Here is a 19560-nt window from a genome sequence, read left to right as displayed (position 1 = left end):
TTCATGTACAGAATTTTTTATCTTCAAGCCTGCAGCTTGCGGCGGCGTGCCATGAAGCCGACCAGGCCCAAGCCCGCCAGCAACATACCGTAGGTTTCTGGTTCAGGTACCGGCGTAACTGCCAGGATGCCGCTATAGCTACCGCCGGCTGGCGAAGCAACATAACCATCAATTTGCAGGAAATAACTGCCCGCAGCCAAAGGCATGGAACCGGACTGCAACGACCACGCCTGGTCTTTCGCTGTGAAATTAATCAAGTCAAGCGCGCCTTTGAACAGAATGCCGTTGGCATTACGCAGACTGAAGCCGGTCAATGTCAGGCCGGAATTAGCGCTCGGCTTGAGCGACGTCGCCAGTGCGCTCAGGTCATTGAGACCCTGGACGCTGAACGTGAATTTGTCGCTGAAAAAGTTATTGCCCGCGCCAGCCAACTGGCCTGGAGCCAACGAAAACGAGCCTAGCAGATCGCTACTGGAATAGTCGAGCAAGTCTTGCGTCAGGTCTACCGTGGCGTGGCTGATATCAACCGGCGCCGCATGGGCTGCCAGGCTGCTGCCGGCAAACATGGCTGCCACAAACAGGGATTTCAGAAATTTTTTCATACTTTTCACCAAGATGACTGCAACCGGCTCAGGCCAGCTGCGGGATGGAAATGCAAACGAGGGTGCCAATCAGCCCAGCTGGGCTCAAGCCTTTTGTCGACGGCGTGCCATGAAACCCAGCAAGCCCAAGCCAGCGAGCAACATCGCATACGTCCCAGGCTCAGGCACGGCCGATACCAGACTGCCGTTCGCACTGAAAGCGGCGCCCGTATTCGACACCACGTTGCCGCTGACTTTCAAGTAATAGGAACCGGCAGCCAGGTGGGCATACGACAAGGTCCATTTATCATCAATCCCGGTCAACAACTGATTACCACCGAGCAGCAAGGTATTGCCAACGCTGCTGTACAAGCCGAAACCTGTCAGGTTCAGGCCGTTCTTATCACTGCTGCTGCGCGAGCTCAATACCACGCTCAGGTCACTGGCCTGCGCCACATTGAACTTGAACATGTCATTGAAAAAATTGCTCTTTTGATTGTTTTTGAACTTATCGCCGAAGGTCAGCGAACCGCCCGCTGCCAGATTGACGACGCCAGGCATGGAGCTGATGTCGACGGGTGCCGCAAAGGCTGACTGCGCGAACAACGCCGAGCCGGCAAATGCCAGCGCGGACAGTACCGAATATGTATTTTTCTTCATGCGATTTCCCCGGCCGTGGTTGCGGATACATTTGCATCCACATGAGTTATCTTACAAAACCAGATGACATCATAACATAAAGTAATTTTTTATGTTGACGAATATTTAATATAAAGTTACCTTATGGCATCATTCTTAAGGCCAATAGTTTCACTGTGGAGATATTGTAAAAACTGTAGCTCATACTCGCTGATAAACATCCTCCAGGCGCACGATATCATCCTCGCCCAGATAGCTACCCGATTGCACTTCGATCAAATGCAAGGGCAGTTTGCCCGGGTTTTCCAGCCGATGCGTCATGCCGATGGGGATGTAGGTCGATTCATTTTCTGTCAGCAGAGTCACCTTCTCGCCGCAGGTGACGCTGGCAGTGCCGCTGACCACCACCCAGTGTTCGGCGCGGTGATGGTGCATCTGCAGCGACAACTTACCGCCCGGATTGACGATGATGCGCTTGACCTGGAAGCGTTCGCCGATATCGATGCCTTCATAACTGCCCCAAGGGCGATACACCTTGCGGTGTTGCACGTGTTCGCTGCGCCCCGCCTGCTTCAAGTGATCGACCACCTGTTTCACGCGCTGCACCTGGTCCTTGTGCGCCACCAGGACGGCATCGTCCGTTTCCACCACGATCAAATCCTGCACGCCCAACACAGCGACCATGCGGCGCTCGGCGCGCACCATGCAATTGCTGACGCCATCGAGATACACGTCGCCGCGCACCACGTTGCCGTTGCCGTCAGCCGGCTGCACTTCCCATAAGGCCGACCACGAACCGACATCGCTCCAGCCGATGGCGGCCGGCAGCACCACCGCATGCGCCGTATGCTCCATAACGGCATAGTCGATCGAATCGGATGGACAGGCGGCGAAGGCCTTCTCTTCCAGGCGGCAAAAATCGAGATCGCGGTAGCCATCGCGCACCGCCGCCTCGCTGGCGGCCAGCATGGCCGGCTGGAATTGCCCCAGCTCACTCAGATAGCGTTCGGCGCGGAACAGAAACATGCCGCTGTTCCAGAAATAATTACCGGCGGCAAGGAACGTCTGCGCCGTGGCGAGGTCCGGCTTTTCCACGAAACGCTCGACCTTGCAGCCCAGGGCGCCCGGGCTCACGGGTGCGCCACTGCGGATATAGCCATAACCCGTTTCGGGCGCCGTGGGCACGATGCCGAAGGTGGCCAGCGCGCCCTCGGCCGCCAGTAGTGCCGCCTCGGCGATGGCTTGGTGAAACGCGGCAACATCGGTGATCACGTGATCGGCTGGCAAGACCAGCATCAGCGCCTGCGGGTCGATAGCCAACAGGTATTGCGCGGCCACGGCCACGGCCGGCGCCGTGTTGCGCCCCACCGGCTCGAGCAGGATGCCCAGCGGCGGCAGGCCGATCTCGCGCAGTTGCTCGGCGACCATGAAGCGGTGTTCATTGCCGCACACCACCAGCGGCGGCATGAGGTCGAACTCGGCCAGCGCACTGTCGCCGGCTCGGCGGTTCGGCAGGCTGCTGACACGCAACGCGGTTTCCTGCAACATGCTCTTGTCGGTGACCAGCGGCAACAACTGCTTGGGCAGCACGACGCGCGACAGCGGCCATAAACGGGTGCCCGAACCACCGGACAGGATGACTGGGTAAATGTTCATGGTTTCACTTGGCAAACAGTTTAATAGGAAGCGCACAGTGCCGGCGGCGCTTCTTCGCGGCGCTGGCGGCGCCGGTCGCGTGCATTGCCCCAGGCATCGCTCGTGTAATCGGATACGTGGCGCATCTGGCCGGCGCGATCGACACTGTAATCCTTGAAGACGATCATTTCATCAAGTACCACGCCAGGCAACACACGCGTGTATTCGAACAGCACGCTGCGCACGACTTCGGCGCCGCTACAGACATGGCTGCCGTGACCGATCCAGGTGGGGCCGATGATAGTGGTTCCCGCTTCGATACGGCAGCCCGAGCCGATGTAGACGGGGCCTTCGATACGCGTGCCGCCACGCCAGTCGATACTGGTATTGAGGCCAGCCCACACGCCATCGGCAATCTGGGTGCCAGGTACCTGCAACTGGGCAACTTCTCCCATCAGCACGCTTTGCAACACTTCCCAGTAATCCTTCACACTGCCGATGTCGATCCAGTTGTACTGGCACTTTTGCGCATAGAAAGCCAAGCCCTGCTCTACCAGCAGAGGAAACAGTTCCGAACCGATATCGAACGGGCGGTCGCCAGGTATCAGGTCCAGTACTTCCGGCTCGAAAATATAGATGCCGGTGCTGACGCAATTGGACAGCGCATCTGCCTGCGCCGGCTTTTCCTGAAAGGCGCGGATGCGCCCATCGGCGTCGCTGACCACCACGCCATAGCTCGATACCTTGTCCCAAGGCACTTCTAGTGTGATGACGGACGCCAGCGCGCCCTTGCTGCGGTGTTCGCGCAAGGCCGCTTGCAGGTCGAGGTCGATCAAGGCGTCGCCGCACAGCACGATCGTCGTTTCGTCAAAAAAGCCGCCAAAGTCCTGGATCTTCTTCATGCCGCCAGCAGAACCCAGCGGTTGTGGCACGACCTCGCCCGTATCATTCGTATAACCTTCGAAGGAATAGCCGATGCGCACGCCGAACTGGTGGCCTTCGCCGAAATACCCCTCGATCTTTTCATGCAGATAACTGACGTTGACCATGATGTCGGTCACGCCATGCTGCGCCAGGTGCTCCACAAGATATGCCATCACGGGCTTGCCCAGGATGGGGATCATGGGCTTGGGCAAATCATAGGTCAGGGGCTGCACGCGCGTGCCCTTGCCTGCCGCTAAAATCATTGCTTTCATGGTGGATCGCTTTCCATCGTTGTTTGGGGTGGATGCGACCTCCGGCGGGCATCTCAGCAGAACAATGCCGGCGCTTGGGCGGCGCTATCCGCGTCCGCCCTGTGCACCAGTCTCATCCTCTTCCAGCCTATCGCTTGCCTGCCAGTGCCTATGCCAACTCTTGGTCCAGTTGTGCCACAATGCGCTGCGCGGCTTGGCCATCCCATAGGTACGGACGGCGGCCCTGCTTGCCTTCGCCGCGCAACACCTTGCGCGCCTCGGCCACGATGCGCAGAGGATCTGTACCGGCAAGGACATTGCTGCCCTCGTCGACGGTAACGGGACGCTCAGTATTTTCGCGTATCGTAATGCAGGGTACGCCCAACGCCGTGGTCTCTTCCTGCAGACCGCCACTGTCGGTCAACACCAGTGCTGCATCCTTCCACAGATTGAGGAAGGCCATGTAGCCTTGCGGCCCCACCAGCGTGATGTTCGGACCCAGATCGATGCCAAACTTGTCCAGGTTGGCGCGCGTGCGTGGATGCACGGGAAAGATCAGGGGCAGCTCGGCGGCGATCTCGACCAGCGCACCGGCCACCTTGCGCATGTCTTCGGCGCTGTCGACGTTGCTCGGACGGTGTAAAGTCACCACGCCATAGCGGGCGCCGGCAACGCTATGCGCCGCCTTGAAGGGCGACGTTTCAAACTGCTGCGGCGACTCACGGCCCAGTTTTTCAGCCTGGTACAACACGTTGTCGACCATCACGTGGCCCACGTAATGGATGGCGGCATCGGCCTTGCCTTCGCGCCGCAGATGCTCGACGGCACTCGGTTCTGTGACAAAGAACCAGTCCGAAATACTGTCAGTGACGAGACGGTTGATTTCTTCCGGCATGCTCATGTCGCCGCTGCGCAAGCCCGCTTCCACGTGCGCCACGGCAATACCGAGCTTTTTCGCCGCAATCGAGCAGGCCAGCGTTGAATTGACATCGCCTACCACCAGCACCGCGGCGGGCCGCTCGGCCTGGCACAGCTGCTCGAAGGCCAGCATGATCTTGCCCGTCTGTTCCGCGTGCGTGCCGCCGCCGGCCGCCATGAATACGTCCGGCTCGGGAATGCCCAGTTCTTCGAAGAACACGTCGTTCATGTCGCGGTCGTAGTGCTGGCCCGTATGGATGATCTTGTATGCCAGGCGCGCATGGCCTTGCAGCGCACGCACGATGGGCGCGATCTTCATGAAATTGGGGCGCGCGCCAGCCACTAGGTAGATCATCTTCATGAAGTCTGCTCCTGCCCGGCTCGCCAGTAGCGGTCCACCAGCTCGCGCGTGTTGCGGATATTGCCGCGACTGGAAGCGCCAAAAACAATCGACTCGATGTTCGGCTGCTGGCATACCCATTCAATCGCCTCTTCGGGCGCAATGGCTCCCGAAGCGAAGACGGACATGGCGATCGCGCGAAACTTGCGATCGCGCAAAGCGCTCTGGTAGGCATCAAAACCGCCAGACATGCGGAAACCCACTTTATTGATGTTCGAACAGACGATGGGGTTGTCGATGCCCTGCTCTTCGAGCACGTCAAGCAGCATCGGCAAATTCATCGTGATGAAGCCAGGCTCGGCATTGTAGCGCTTGCGTACGTGGTTGGCGAAAATCGAGAAGGCCTCCTTGAAACCCAGGCCCAGCAACAGATCGACCACCACGTTTTGCAGAAAGATAACGGGCGTATTCAGCCCGGCGAACATCTTCATTTCCGCGTCCACCAGCAAGGTGATGATGCCTTCGATATCCTTGGTCGCCAATGCCTTGCCTCCACGCAAGGCAGCATTCAGGAAGCCTTCGTCGGGCGTGAAACGCTTGAGTGCGCCCATGATGCCGTCTTCCGTGACGGCATTGGCATACTTGTGGGCATACGGCATGCAAGGCATAAATTTGAAATCCTTGTAGCGTACCGGGTCGGCGCGCATGTGATCGCATACCTGCGCGATACGGTCATGCGTCGTGCACATGAAGGATTTCACTCCTTCATCGTATGCATTATCGAGTACGCCGATAACGGCCTTGATATCCTGAAAGCGCATGGCCTGGGCCCGTGCTTTTTCCTCAGACATATGATTTACACCGAAGAACTGATTATCACCAAATAACAAACGATCGAGTTGATCCATTTCCTGCTCCATTCATATTTCGTATCAAAATCCAGCTGCGCCGGCTGTCAGCGGCCAAAAAAGAAACCTTTTTTCTTTTTCGGCAGTTCCGGCAAAGCATCGCTGGACAGCACACTTGGACCCTTTTCCGCATCGGCGATAAGCATCGAAATGACGCGGTCTGTGGCCAGCGCGGAAGCGAAGGAGTTGACGTTATCACCCGCGCGCTTATCGACAATGCAACGAACGAAATAATCGAGCTGGGCCGAGTATTCTTCGCCACGCAGGTAAAAATCGACTGGTTCCGTCAATTCCGTGGTATTGCGCACGGTCCAGCCCTCGCCATAGCCTTCCGGCGCGCCACTGGCGTCGCGCAGGTAGACCTGGACTTCCTGGCGGTCGGCAGAGATGCGCCCGTTCTTGCCCCACACGCTGATTTTCGTCGACATCTTGCGGTAGGACTCATCGCTCCAGTTGACGGACAACTGGGCGCTCTTGCCGTCAGGGTAATACAGGGTGGAAAACACTTCATCGTCCGTGTCAGCCGAGAAAATCTTGTTGAGCACGGAACCGCCCACGCCGCGCGGCGCGCCAAAATACCAGTTAAGCAGGTTCAGCGGATGGGCCGCGTAGTCATACAGGCAACCGCCGCCTTCCGAGCGCTGGGTACGCCACGTGGAACCTTTCGGCTTCAGCACCACCGGACCGTAAGCCTCGGCCAGCATGTGCGTCACTTCGCCGATCACGCCCAGATCGAGCAGGCGTTTGACCTCCTGGAAGGCACCAACGAAGCGATAGTGATAGCCGACCTGGTTGACCAGACCTTTTTCCTCCGCCAGGAGGGTGGCTTGCTCGCCTTCCACCGTGTCGAGACAGAACGGCTTTTCGCAAAACACATGGATATTCTTGTTCAGCGCGGCCAGTACCATCTTGCCGTGCATGCTCGATGGCGTCGCGATGATCACTGCATCGAGTTCCAACTCCTCAAGCATGACGTCGAAGTCCGTATAAGTCTTCACGCCCGTATATTTCCCTAGGATGTCGAGCATGTAACCGGTGGCGTCGCAGACGGCCGCCAGCTTGACACCGGGATGTGCATTGATCATGGAATGGTGGGACAAGCCCATCTTGCCCAAGCCTACTACTGCGAGGCGTATCATAATATCCTGTCCTTTAGCGCTGCCGGGACAACGGGGCCTGTGCCGCCATCGCCCGGATGTTGTTAATCAAATATTATCTATCCACGAGTTGCCGCTTGACCATGTCATACGCGGCACGGCCCTTTTCCAGCAAACTACGATTCGGTGGTTTCTGCGTGGCGCTGTCCAGGTAGGCCAGCGCCTGCGCGGCCGTCAAGCTGGGCCAGTGCTCGAAGGCACCCGCCTCCAGCAAGTGGCAGTCGACGTCGAGCAAGGCATCTTGATAGACAGAAATGGTAGGGATGCCCAGCACCGCCATCTCGCGCGTCATGGTGCCGCCAGCACCGATAAACAGGTCGCAATCGGGCGCAATATCGGCGATGTCGAGCGCCGTGGTCACCACGCGCACGCCGGCAAACTTGGGTTCCTGGTAGTGCACGCCCTGCTCTTTCCCGCGTGGCAACAAGATGATGTCGACGTGGTCTTTCATACCTAGCAGCAACTCATCAAGGAAATTGCGACTGCCCTTGTAATACTGGGCCGTCCAAGGTTCCGGACGGATATACACCACCCGCCGCGCACGCCCGGCCCGCTGCGGCAAGACATTGGCGCCGAGCCGCTGGTCGAGTTCCCACAGGTAAATGCCTTCCTTCACGCCAGGATAATGCAAGACCTTGCGCGGATTAGCCCACTGCTTCTTGAGTTTTTCCATGCCGAGAAACTCCGGCACCATGATGCTGTTGGCAAACAGGAACGCGGGGATATTGCCTGCCGCATGCTCGTTATCATTCATGTAGATGGAACGTATGCCCATCAGCCGCGCCGCCACCGGCGAATGGAAGGAACTCTGGGAGATCGCCACATCGATCTTCTTGCCTCTCAGAAAACGGCACAGCTGGTAGACGCGCACGGGGAAACCAAACAGCTTGGCCGACAGCTTGCCGCCGTAATGCTTGCCCACCACCGTGTACTTGAAGCCATGCAGGTCGAGCAGCTCGACCGTATTGGCCAGCGGCCGGCACGTGATTACAACCTCGTGTTCGCGTTCCAGTTCGCGGATCATGGCCGCAAACATATTGATGTGCGGCGAGTTGGTCAGTTCAAACCAGATACGCATGAATTACCCTTACAACAATAAAAAAAGATGCCGCGCCCGTGTCCGGCGTCGGCCCTTACAGGCGCCAGACCTTGATGCCTGCCTCTTCCAGCGCCTGCTGGTCGAAGCACGCCTTGACGTCGATGAAGCAACCGTTCTTGATCAGCTTGCGCTGCAGCTCTTCCACTGGCAAATCAAGCAATTGCTGGTGCGATACGGCCGCCACGATGGCGTCAGCGCGCGGCAGCTCTTCCCAGCTGAACAGACGCACGCCATACTCGTGCATCGCTTCTTCCTGTTCGGCATACGGATCGTGCACAAACACTTCCACGCCGTAAGTCTTCAATTCACGGATGACATCACCCACTTTCGAGTTGCGCAAGTCGGCACAGTTTTCCTTGAACGTCAGTCCCAGCACATTGACGCGGGCGCCCTTGATATAGCTGCCCGAAGCGATCATGTTCTTGATGGTCTGCTCGGCGATGTACTTGCCCATGCCATCGTTGATGCGGCGCCCGGCCAGGATCACCTGCGGGTGGTAGCCCAGCATTTCTGCCTTGTGCGTCAGATAGTACGGGTCGACCCCGATGCAATGACCGCCCACCAGACCCGGCGAGAACTTCAGGAAGTTCCACTTGGTGCCAGCCGCCTTCAGCACTTCCGACGTATCGATGCCGATCTTGTCGAAAATAATCGCCAACTCGTTCATCAGTGCAATATTCAAGTCGCGCTGGGTGTTTTCGATCACCTTGCAGGCTTCCGCCGCCTTGATGCTGGAGCAGCGATGCACGCCCGGCTCGACGATGGTCTCGTACATGGTGGCCACGCGCTCGAGCGTCTGCGGTGTATCGCCCGAGACGACCTTGATGACATTCGTCAACATGTGCTTGCGGTCGCCAGGATTAATACGCTCGGGGGAATAGCCGACAAAAAAGTCCTGCATCCACTTCAGGCCGGAGACCTCTTCCAACACGGGTATGCACACTTCCTCGGTGGCGCCGGGGTATACCGTCGATTCATACACGACGGTCGCGCCCTTCTTCAGGTACTGCCCGACCGTCCGGCTAGCCCCGATCAAGGGCGAAAAATCCGGATTGTGCGCCTGGTCGACGGGCGTCGGCACGGCGACGATGATGATGTCGGCCTCAGCCAGTATCTTCGGCTCGAACGAATACTCGGCGTGCACGGCCAAAGCCATCTGCTGATCACTCAATTCACGCGAAGGATCCGTGCCGCGCTGACAAGCTTGAACCTTCTCAACGGAAATATCAAAGCCGATGGTACGTCCCAGCTTGCCAAACTCTACGACCAGGGGCAATCCCACGTAGCCCAGACCTATCACTGCAACAATGTTCATATTTGACTTTCAAGCAGTTAAAGACATGTCCAGCACAAACCAGGAGCATGACGAAAATATTGTAAAAGAGACCCTTATTATAGTATAAAATGCAATTGGTGCAGTGCACAGAGTGTCTCTGTTTACAATAAAATTATACATATAACACCTTGCCTCTGATGCAACTTCATCCCGCACTCTCTACGGACCAGGAAACTTACAAGGTCTGCACAGAAACATGAACCCCTGATTCAGATCGCCATCCCTATCTTTTCCATGACAATATTGACGAGCTTTATGCACACATGCCACAAATTACGTTCGTTTTTGGTAGCACAACTTCAGTTCAAGGGGGCATTATGAGTAAGACCCCTCTGTGCGTCATGATAGGGCCCGACCCCCAAGCCCAGGGAGGCATGGCAAGCGTCATAAAGGTATATGTGGAATCTGGCCTGTTTAACAACGGACAAGTACGCTTGTTGGCCAGCTTCAGCGACGGCAGCAAGCTACACAAACTCATCACAGCCACCAAGGCGCTATATAGCTACGCCAGCTTGCTAATGCGCGGCAAGGGCAAGGTTCTCCATGTACATGTCGCTTCCGACGCCAGCTTCTGGCGTAAAGCCGTGTTTATCTGGCTCGCAGTACTGTGGCGGCGCAAAATCATATTCCACCTACATAGCGGTGGCTTTATTCGCTTCATCGAAGCACTACCGACCTGGAAGCGTTATTGCGCCTTCGCCACAATTCGGCATAGCGATCAGTTGCTATGCCTTTCAACCCCGGCCGCAACATGGCTACGCCAAGTCGCGCCTTTGGTGCCATTACGCTTCTGGCCCAATCCAATACCCGCCCATCTGTTTGAAAGCACCAATACGCAAAGACAGGCGGCTCAACGCGCTCCCTTGCTGCTGTATCTGGGCGCCTTGCTGCCGGCAAAAGGCGTGGAAGATCTACTGCAGGCATTTTCCACCCTGTTTGCAACAAATCCTGACGCCCGCCTGATCATGGCCGGCAGCGGCCCTGCATTGGCGCAACTGCAGGCACAAGCCGTCACGCTTGGAGTAAGCGAGCAGGTGAGCTTTCCAGGTTGGATAGGTCCCGATGAAAAAAATGCCTTGCTGCGGCGCGCCCGTGTACTGGCCCTAGCATCACACACGGAGGCACAGCCGATGGTGCTACTCGAAGCCATGGCTTGTGGCGCTGCGGTCGTAAGCACCAACGTGGGAGGTATCCCCGATTTGATAAAACATGAAGTACATGGCTTGCTAGCCCCTGCGCAGGATGCTGCGGCATTTGCGACACAATTGCTGCGAGTGTGGGAGGACGTAGCCCTGCATCAGCGCCTGGTTCAAGCCGCCCACATTCATGTCGCTGAAAATCACCATGCAGTGCAGGTACGCAATGCCTTGCTAAGTCTGTACATAACACTAGCAGACGGTCAGCCCGGAACCATGCGTCGGTAAGATTGCCCTACTGCTTCCGCAATGACGCCATAGCTACGCTGCGCTTCAATATACGCAGGGCCAAGACCGGCACGCGCGCGGGCCGATGGAAGATCACGCAGGATCTGCAGCAGACCTTCCGCCATCGCTTCGGTCGAACTGTCCACCAGCCAGCCAGCACCGCTGTCGCGCAACACCCGAACCTGGTCTGGATTGTCGTTGGCGACGACGGGAATACCAAGCGCAAGATACTCCAGAAGCTTGGTTGGTGAACACACATCGTGAATCAAGCCTCTTGGAAAGTATGAAACAGCGGCATCGGCGCCAGCCAATAAAGTCCAGGCCTGCGGCGAAGGCAACCAGCCGGTAATGCGTACTGCGTCCGCCAGTCCCGCTGCCTCCGCGCGCGCGCGCAGTTTTCCGGCATCTTGCGGCAAGGCCGCACTACCAATCAACAGCAAACGCGCATCAGGATAGCTTTTACGTATTATCGTCAGTGCATCAATCATCCGCTCGATCTGACGGCTGGCATCAAGAGTGCCCAGGTAAGCAATCAAGGGGCCGCTGCTCCAGCCCAATGGACGTTGACCACGGACAGGTGACGAGGCAAGCTCCTGAGTATCAACTCCCATCGGCACCGCAGTCAGGCGCTCGCGTGGAATCCCCTTATCTAGCATTAATTGCAACATCGCTTCGCTTTGCACAAAAACATGCTGTGCACGTGGCAATAACACACGGTACAAAATGCGCTCTTCCACCAATCCCTTGAGCAAAATCAGACGATTGCGTAGTCCTCCGTTTGCAGCCAGTTGGGCACGAGCGCGATCAATACGTGCTTCACACATCAGGAATGATACCCAATAGGCAAATGGAACGCGTTTGCAACGAGCAATAACCATTCCCAAAGTGCCGATGGACACCATGTCGCGTACCTGGATAATATCGCAAGAGCGCCTATCAGCCTTCAGCAGCGCATGCAGGCAGGTACAAAGAAACGACCATTCCCGGCGTAACCGGCCACCGATGGGACTTGCCATACGCACACGGGAAAAGCCCGTCGCAGCTACCGCTGCCACCCCACCTGGCTTCCCCACCAGATCACACTCAATACCAACGCGTGGAAGATATTTACCAAACAAGGTCGCGACATCCACGCGAAACGTTGGCAGCGACTCAGGCACCAGTTGCAAAACTCTCAACCGATCAAAAGCGGGCAACACACTCGTCACTTTCTTACGCATTTACAAATCCTGCAAAATCAAAATTATGTAAATAGTATCACGAACATAGGTTTGTTATTGCAACAATGACATAAAGGTAGCCCTATTGACCAGTACATGCCGTGTCTCAAATATCGTCAAAAGCACCATTGCGCACCCCACGCCATGAGAAATACACCTTTGGATTCTCACAATAGCAATATTGAAAAACGCCCGCTCGCTGTTGCAGCAAGCGGGCAGGATGACTATGCATAAGCATCCTGCCGCCACATCTGTAAATACCCGGAATGCCTGACCGTACTCCGATTTTCGCTATGGAGATCAGAATGAATTGAAGTGTACGCAGGGCCCCATAAAAAGAGCGGGCGCAGCAATGGCGTACACTGGCCTGAGCCAACGCGCCTTCGCGCTTGAGCATGGCTGGCCCGTGCGCCAGGCCGGCTATTGGATACGCAAGCTGCGCGACGGCGTCGGCGCCCAAACACCAGAACTGGTGCCGGTGGCGGTCAAGTCCGACAACGTTACCGAGGCGGCGGTGTCGCCGCACCGCGTAGGCGGCCGGCATGAACCTGCAATTGACGGCAGTGAGTATCGCCGTGGCGCCGGTCGACATCGGCCGGCTCGCCAGCGCCAAACTCAATGGCTTGGAACCCCTGCGCTGGCCGACCCAAACCGTCGAAAAACTCCCCTCCTGCCCGCGCAGCGAGATCGTTCACTGCTGTCATTTGCAAAGTCTAGTACGCCTCAAGACTGATTGAAAGGAGGCGTGGCTGAATGCTTACGAACATGTAACAAGATGCCTATCTCAATCGGCAATAAAAATGGTCTGTGTGCCAACGGTAACGTTACGCCCTCCAGCAGCAGGCGCCAGAGAGACTAGCGGTTTTTTACAGCCGACATCCAGTAACATCAGGAATTCGGCGTTATTCGTAGCCGCAGGCAACAAAAACACTCCATGATCCTCAGTGACACCCGTTTTCGGTGGCGGACCGGTGCGCCGCTCAAAGCGTAAGCCATTTGCAACAATAGGGGTTACGCAAACGGAACGTCCACTTTTTACGATAGAAACCTTGCCTGCAGTATCAACGAGGATTGGGGCAAGAGCGTGAAAATTCCACTCGAACAGACGTTTATTCGCAGAACTTGCCTTGTCTCTCACAACCACGGCATCGCTCTGACGTAAATACCATAGCTGGCGTACTGCGGAGCCGAGGGCGCCACCATAGGCCAAAGTAGAATCACCCTGCACATAGTCGACCAAGGGAGTTGTTGAAAACGCCTTGATGTAGCCATTGCTTTGAAACGGCTCGCGATATCCGTCAACGACTTGCCCAACACCACCATCATAAGTCAGCGCATTGGCAGATTTGGTTTGCCGGTACCAGCTCGTGTGCATTGGTGAGCCATACCAGTCGTACCAGCCCGTTTCGCTAATTAAGGGAACCCCGGCGCTCGTCAGCACAAAGCCATTCTGGTTACCATGCCCATGGGAAATAGCGCCGTAAGGACTTGCCTTGAAGTAAACAGAGGTACGCAGAAAATTTTGGAGATCGCTATGCATGGCAACCCAGCCAATGCTCGAATACAGGGCAGCATTCGCTGGCGGCGCCGGTGGAGCAGTGACAGTATTTACTGGCAAAGGATATGGCGCCGACAGTAGACTCAACGCATCCTCCGTACCTGGCATATTGCGCACATACCAAGCCGCCTGCGGGGTAGCAAAACGCGAGACGAACGCTTTCTCGAAGCGATATACCGGCTCATTTTCCTTTCCATCACCAAACAAATGCGTTTTCGTGCCTGGTGGCACGAAATGCATGAAGAAACGGGCCAGGCCGGCAGACCATGGCTTGGCAAACAGATTGATGCCCGTCGCCTGCTCCAGACTTGGCCAGGTTTGCAAAGCGTAATCAGCAGTATATTCCGCATATGCAGTACCTTCTGAATACCCCCCTTCCGGACCGCTCCAGACCATCAGCGAGCTAGCCATGTAGCGCACAGAAAAATCGAACCAAGTATTCGCTTCAGGGATATCGCCAACGGACAGGGCAGAAATCAAGGCCAGGAAGAACAAATTTGTATGTGCGTGTGACTCATACGGATAATTCTCAATACGACCGTTATTTGCGGACATATCCTTATAAAAATCCGTAACACGTAATTTGACGATGTTGAGCCAGGCGGCCCGACGCGTGGCATCGAGCGAGCTACCTATAGTATCAACGGCACGTATCAGCGCCAGCGAAATGGCGCGACTCCCCTGATCCTGTTCAAGATAACTCGTCGGGCCTGCGGGACTAAGCGCAGCGAGGGCGTTGCCACGCTTCAATGCCTCGGTCAAAAAACGCTCTTCGCCAGTCAATCGGTACAACAAGGTCGCAGCTGTCAATTGACGCGTATTCAAATTAATCGACGTGCGGATAGATGCCATCTGAGCGGCAAGTGCCGCCGTGACGATTTTGGTGCTAGGCAACACAAGCGGCCAGTCACTATCGCGAGGATATGCAATCGCCGTCGATTGACGCACCACTTCGTTCGTCAAAGATAACAAGGCAGCGCCGCGCTCGGCCTTCATAGCCGCCGACCATGCGCTCGCCAGTGGCATGTTCAGTTGCAGCGCGCGTGGCCTGGATTTTCGTAAAATTGTCGCACGCAACGCGTCATTCTCGGCCAATTCGAATGGCAGCGACGCGGTGCTAATGATAAAAGCACGGTCAGTGGACCACTCCGCAGGGCTGCTAGTGGGTCGCACGCGCCACGTGTAATTTCCGTTAGGCAATGCCTTGCTTGGCAAGTACCAATTACGTGTAGTCGTGTAAGAACGCACTACGGTCTCACCTTGACGAATTTCCAAAGTATAAGATGCAAAATTGGTCGCATGCCTAGCCCATGTAAAGCTAGGAGGATTCTGCGACTGCGTCTCCATGCCCGCCGGCTTGGGCCGCACAATCAGGACATCCGTGGACTGTGCCCAGTCGGCATAAGCATAAGGGGAATAGGGGAACAGCAACCAGGCGACGCTGCAAAGCAAAGTTCGTTTAGCGGCTTTCATACTTGTAGCCTCCATGAGAATAATGGTAACTTGTCGGGAATAGCATCCGATTTTTCCCGCAGCTTTGCATCTCACTTGCCGTCGGCGCGCATAAATACGTCAGTGCAAGCCTGATTATACCGTTTTTGCCTTTCTACAACCCATAGATTAGTCGCGCATGCGCTGTTCGCGCCACAATTCCCAACGCTTAAGCAACGCCCCGTTACCTATTGCACACATCAGCAACGTCGCTAGCCATCGCATGCTGACGGCGTAACGCGCGGCGCGGCGCAAGGCAGTGAATGCGTCGGCACGACGCCCATCTTGCAAGGCATATCGGGCAACTCCCACGTATGCATACGCCACAATACGCAATGCCGCCCGCCGTGAACGATCGCTGGCGGACCACCGCAAAGCCCGCTGCTCCAGCCGCGAGTATACCTCGGGCATGGTGCGCATATCATGCACGGCACAAAGGCTGCCGGCAACGTCCATTCGATATGCCACCAACTTGGCTGGGCAAAAAATGAACTGCAAACGATCTGCCAACCTGAACCACAAATCCTGATCTTCTCCGAAATGATCGTCCTCAGGGAAACACTGCGGCATGGACTGTAGAGTGGCACGCGGTACAGCTATCGAATTAGTACAATAAAAGACGCCATGCGCAGCCTGATATTCATAGAAATTGTCCAACGCGAAAAAATTGGCATCAACATCAGTATCAAGTTGGCCATCCACCGCCTCTTCCATACACAAGAACGAACTGGAGAAGAAGCTGCCCTCGGGGTACTGCCTGTACATGCTCACCATCACTTCCAGAAACGCCACACCATACCAGTCATCGGCATCAAGAAAGCATACAAGCTCACCGCGTGCCGCTGCGATTCCGGCATTGCGCGCGCGCGACACGCCGCCATTGGCTTGTCGGATCAGACGTACACGCGGATCGGCCATCGCTTCTACGAGCGCCGCGCCGCCATCGCGCGAGCCGTCATCGACGACGACGATTTCAAAATCCTGGTAGCTTTGCGCTATCACAGACTCAATCGCCGAGACGATATATTTTTCCTTGTTATACAGCGGAATAATGACGGAGCACAACATCAAGACAAACTCCCTTCCATCATATTGCGCCGCGCCAAGGCTTTCTCGCGCCGCTGCTGTGCCGCCGGCACATAGTAGCGGACGAGCACAGCCAGTTGCAGCATATGAATCGGCAAGTCAGGACTAATGCTAGCCAGCGACAAGGGCACCTCACTGATCGACTTGCAAATAAGCACGATAAACAACGCCAGCGACAGACCCTGGCTGGCCCGGACGGTGTTAGCCACAAAATAGGCGATCACCAGCGTGTAGAAAAGCAAGCCGAAGGCGCCGACGCTGCCGGCGCTAGACAGACTCTGAAAGAACTGACTGTGCGCATGCGTGGCGAACGGCATGCCAATACTCTTGCGGAAAGTTTCATCGAAGATATTCAGTCCATAGCCAAACACGGGGTTTTTGCGCCACTCTTCGACGGCGATCTGCCAGATCTGTTCGCGTCCCATGAAGGTCATCAGTTCAGCACCGTCACGAGTGGTGAAGAAACGCGCAATCTTGTCACTACCGCCGCCGAACATGAAAATCACGCACAGCATGGTGCCGGAAAACATCATCAGCAGCACCAGCAGCACGGGCAGATGGGGGCGACGGAAATCCTGGATGCGGGCGTTGATTTCATCGCGGCGGCTATACCAGGCCAGCACCACCACCGACAGGACAAAAGCGATCCAGCTAGTCTTCGACTGCGTCAGCACCAGGCTGACACCACCCAATATCCAGCCACAGCGCCTCAGCCAGTCACTCTTGAAAGGCCGGTACCACAGGCACAGCATGAACAGCATGCACAATGGTCCAAGGCTGTTGGCGTGGCTGGTCAGCCCAGCATAACGCAGCTTCAGGCCCGGCACCAGACCGTGGTAGTTCGTGCTCATCACCAGGCCGTGCTTCCATACGATGCAAGCTGCACTGGCAACGAGCAGCGCCAGCAGAGAATTGCGCAGTGTGACCGTCATGGCATCCACGTTGGCCTTGGTATTGGCCATCAGCGCCGCCTGGCAAGCCAGCAGCGCATACAGGAATTCGTGGGAAAAATATGGGTATAGGCCGAACAGCGCGGGTGCCAATGTATTGCTGACATAAAAAATCCAGAAAGCAAACAGCAGCATGCCGGGCATGCGCTTGTGCTCGCTTCCAGCGTTCAGCACGTAGCGCAATATGCGCTCGCCACACGAGAAGATCAGAAATATCGAGCTCAGGCGCCCCAACCAGGAAACGAGGGGGCTCTTGTTGATGACAATGGCCAGCACATCATCAGGAAAAGCCAGGTCGCGGCCCGACAAGAGGATGGACAAGCCATAGTTCAGCAGAAGCAGGTAGGGAATATACTGCATCACCCCCAATTCGCGGTTCCTTCCCCAGTGCGCGCTCAATGCGGCACCCGCCAGGACAGCGATGGCAGCAGCCAAGACTGCCAGGCCGATGATCAATTCAATCATATCAGTCTCATCACACCAAACATTTACTACGAAGATAAACGCCGACCCATGCCGGTACCGGCGGACTGAAACGTCCAAGCAGGTCAACAATGCGCCGGCCCAGCAATGGCGGATAAATCATGCCGGCCAGCAGACACAGGCCACCGCCGCCCAATGAGCCGAGCAACAAAGCCGGCAAGGGTCCATGCCCCAGGGCATGTCCCAGCAGGGAACCGCCATGCGCACCCGCCGCCGCAAGCAGCATCAACACGATGGAACGCCAGACACTGGGCCACAGGTCCGCCGGCCCCAGCCGCAGACGGCGACACGCCGCGCTGCCGATCACCACCGCGCGCGCCAGCAAGGTGCCAGCGGCGATGCCGGCGACCATCAGCACGCCCAGGCCCGCGAATTGCCAGAGCGCCAGGCAGGCCAACACGATCAGCGGCATCTGCAGCAAGGACTCCAGATGCTTGCCGCCCGTATTCCACAAGATCGGCGTGGACATGCCCCATGTGACGTAGGCTGGCATAGCCAGCGCCAACACAGCCAGCACGCGGCTCGATTCGCGCCAGGCGTCGCCGTACAGGGTGGCGATCAGGTCGCCGGCCAAGCAGGCAAACACCACGAAGATAGGCCCGATGACGATCCAGGTGGCGGCGATGACGGACAAGTAAGCTTGGCGCAAACCCGCCAGGTCGTCTTGCAAACGCGCGCCGGCCGCCAGGAAGGCCGGTTGCAGCGCACTGAGAAACAGCGAATTGGGCGTATTGGCCAGGTTATAACCGACCGCATAGACCCCCACTGCATGGGCATTGAGCATACGCCCGAGAAAAATACGGTCCAGATTATTCAAGAACCAGTTACTCAAGTTGGTAATGAAGACCGTGCTGCCCGTGTTCGTCGAGCGGCGCGCCCCCGCGTACCACAGCAGCGGACGCAGCGTATGGGGCTTACGGCAATATGTAAGTAGCAGCAAGCTTAGTGCCTGTACCAGCCACGCACTGACCAAGGTCCAGACGCCGGCGCCCATCAGCGCCAGCGGTACGCCCACGCACAGATAGCCCAGCGCGTAGCTGAGAATCTGCGCAATGTTAAGCCAGCGAAAATCCAGTTGACGGCGTAACAGATTGCTGCTCGGCGCCGTCATCGCGCTCAGCAAACACGTCAGGCTCAACCAGCTGACGATCGATTCCAGGCGCGGCTCCTTAAAGTAGGCGGCAACCCACGGTGCCAGCAGGTACAGGCCAAGCATGGCCGCCGCGCCGGACAAGCACTGCCATGTAAAGGCAAAGCGGATGTCATCGTCTTGCAGTTCCTGATTTTGCACGAGGCCCCAGGCAAAGCCAAAATCAGCGAGGAAGGTGCTCAGGGTCATAACCAGCAGCCCCATGGCGAACAAACCATAGATTTCCGGCCCCAGCAGGCGGGCCAGCACGATCTGCACCCCCATCTGCAGCACGAAGCGGGTCACCGTGCCGAGCGCGGCCCACTTCACGGCACTCACGGCCCGCGTCTTGATGTCAGCGCTGGCGGGCATGGCGGAACACGGGGCAGGAAGAAGCGCTCACGCGCAGCGGAGAAGTGTTAATGGTGATT

General features: G+C 56.8%; 16 protein-coding genes and 1 pseudogene. 3 read left to right on the top strand and 14 right to left on the bottom strand.

Translation table 11 applies throughout. The features are described 5' to 3' along the window. Positions 1-23: 23 nt before the first annotated feature. The 9 genes from ACQ4V8_RS08630 to ACQ4V8_RS08590 form a co-directional block, all read right to left on the bottom strand. Positions 24-602 carry an FxDxF family PEP-CTERM protein gene (locus tag ACQ4V8_RS08630; RefSeq protein ID WP_010395896.1) on the bottom strand — a complete coding sequence of 193 codons (579 nt, stop codon included), beginning with the start codon at positions 600-602 and terminating at the stop codon, positions 24-26. 84 nt (positions 603-686) lie between these two features. Continuing rightward, complete coding sequence (locus ACQ4V8_RS08625; protein ID WP_010395894.1) at positions 687-1241, bottom strand: FxDxF family PEP-CTERM protein; 555 nt, start codon at positions 1239-1241, stop codon at positions 687-689. Positions 1242-1421: 180 nt separating this feature from the next. Continuing rightward, positions 1422-2876, bottom strand: coding sequence for a mannose-1-phosphate guanylyltransferase/mannose-6-phosphate isomerase (locus tag ACQ4V8_RS08620; RefSeq protein ID WP_010395891.1), 1455 nt, complete (start codon positions 2874-2876; stop codon positions 1422-1424). Positions 2877-2896: 20 nt separating this feature from the next. Further along, on the bottom strand, positions 2897-4051 hold the full coding sequence (locus ACQ4V8_RS08615; protein WP_010395889.1) for a nucleotidyltransferase family protein: 1155 nt from the start codon (positions 4049-4051) through the stop codon (positions 2897-2899). A 148-nt stretch (positions 4052-4199) separates the two neighbouring features. After that, complete coding sequence (gene wecB, locus ACQ4V8_RS08610) at positions 4200-5309, bottom strand: non-hydrolyzing UDP-N-acetylglucosamine 2-epimerase (RefSeq protein ID WP_070345581.1); 1110 nt, start codon at positions 5307-5309, stop codon at positions 4200-4202. Next, positions 5306-6196 carry a hypothetical protein gene (locus ACQ4V8_RS08605; protein ID WP_043461044.1) on the bottom strand — a complete coding sequence of 297 codons (891 nt, stop codon included), beginning with the start codon at positions 6194-6196 and terminating at the stop codon, positions 5306-5308. Before ACQ4V8_RS08605 ends, wecB begins: the two co-directional genes overlap by 4 nt. A gap of 47 nt (positions 6197-6243) precedes the next feature. Then, on the bottom strand, positions 6244-7335 hold the full coding sequence (locus ACQ4V8_RS08600) for a Gfo/Idh/MocA family protein (RefSeq protein ID WP_043461041.1): 1092 nt from the start codon (positions 7333-7335) through the stop codon (positions 6244-6246). A 73-nt stretch (positions 7336-7408) separates the two neighbouring features. Continuing rightward, complete coding sequence (locus ACQ4V8_RS08595; RefSeq protein ID WP_010395881.1) at positions 7409-8431, bottom strand: DUF354 domain-containing protein; 1023 nt, start codon at positions 8429-8431, stop codon at positions 7409-7411. 55 nt (positions 8432-8486) lie between these two features. Continuing rightward, positions 8487-9767, bottom strand: coding sequence for a nucleotide sugar dehydrogenase (locus tag ACQ4V8_RS08590; protein ID WP_010395879.1), 1281 nt, complete (start codon positions 9765-9767; stop codon positions 8487-8489). A 338-nt stretch (positions 9768-10105) separates the two neighbouring features. On the opposite strand from ACQ4V8_RS08590, the gene ACQ4V8_RS08585 reads away from it, so the two are divergent. Next, complete coding sequence (locus ACQ4V8_RS08585) at positions 10106-11212, top strand: glycosyltransferase family 4 protein (RefSeq protein ID WP_436571237.1); 1107 nt, start codon at positions 10106-10108, stop codon at positions 11210-11212. On the opposite strand, the gene ACQ4V8_RS08580 is transcribed toward ACQ4V8_RS08585, so the two are convergent. Beyond that, complete coding sequence (locus ACQ4V8_RS08580) at positions 11188-12432, bottom strand: glycosyltransferase (protein ID WP_436571236.1); 1245 nt, start codon at positions 12430-12432, stop codon at positions 11188-11190. The genes ACQ4V8_RS08585 and ACQ4V8_RS08580 overlap by 25 nt on opposite strands. A 352-nt stretch (positions 12433-12784) precedes the next feature. On the opposite strand from ACQ4V8_RS08580, the pseudogene tnpA reads away from it, so the two are divergent. After that, positions 12785-12925, top strand: a pseudogene (gene tnpA, locus ACQ4V8_RS08575) (IS66 family insertion sequence element accessory protein TnpA); the annotation flags it as partial. A 49-nt stretch (positions 12926-12974) separates the two neighbouring features. Continuing rightward, positions 12975-13169, top strand: a complete 195-nt coding sequence (locus ACQ4V8_RS08570) for a hypothetical protein (RefSeq protein WP_070345585.1) — start codon at positions 12975-12977, stop codon at positions 13167-13169. A gap of 47 nt (positions 13170-13216) precedes the next feature. Here ACQ4V8_RS08570 and ACQ4V8_RS08565 read toward each other — a convergent pair whose 3' ends face one another. The 4 genes from ACQ4V8_RS08565 to ACQ4V8_RS08550 all read right to left on the bottom strand — a co-directional run bounded on the left by ACQ4V8_RS08565 (position 13217) and on the right by ACQ4V8_RS08550 (position 19501). Further along, positions 13217-15463, bottom strand: coding sequence for a DUF4962 domain-containing protein (locus tag ACQ4V8_RS08565; protein WP_043461035.1), 2247 nt, complete (start codon positions 15461-15463; stop codon positions 13217-13219). A gap of 147 nt (positions 15464-15610) precedes the next feature. Beyond that, a complete protein-coding gene (locus ACQ4V8_RS08560; RefSeq protein WP_436571235.1) occupies positions 15611-16549 on the bottom strand; it encodes a glycosyltransferase family 2 protein in 939 nt (312 codons plus the stop codon). Then, positions 16549-17982, bottom strand: a complete 1434-nt coding sequence (locus ACQ4V8_RS08555; protein WP_010395865.1) for an O-antigen ligase family protein — start codon at positions 17980-17982, stop codon at positions 16549-16551. The genes ACQ4V8_RS08560 and ACQ4V8_RS08555 overlap by 1 nt, the downstream gene beginning before the upstream one ends. A gap of 10 nt (positions 17983-17992) precedes the next feature. Next, entirely contained in the window at positions 17993-19501 is a 1509-nt protein-coding gene (locus ACQ4V8_RS08550) for a lipopolysaccharide biosynthesis protein (RefSeq protein ID WP_010395863.1), read from the bottom strand. Positions 19502-19560 lie beyond the last annotated feature (59 nt).

Origin of the sequence: Janthinobacterium paucivorans (assembly GCF_051380805.1) — a bacterium.
In the GTDB taxonomy this organism is placed as follows: Bacteria; Pseudomonadota; Gammaproteobacteria; order Burkholderiales; family Burkholderiaceae_D; genus Janthinobacterium; species Janthinobacterium lividum_D.
This window is presented reverse-complemented; position numbering and strand designations above follow the sequence as displayed.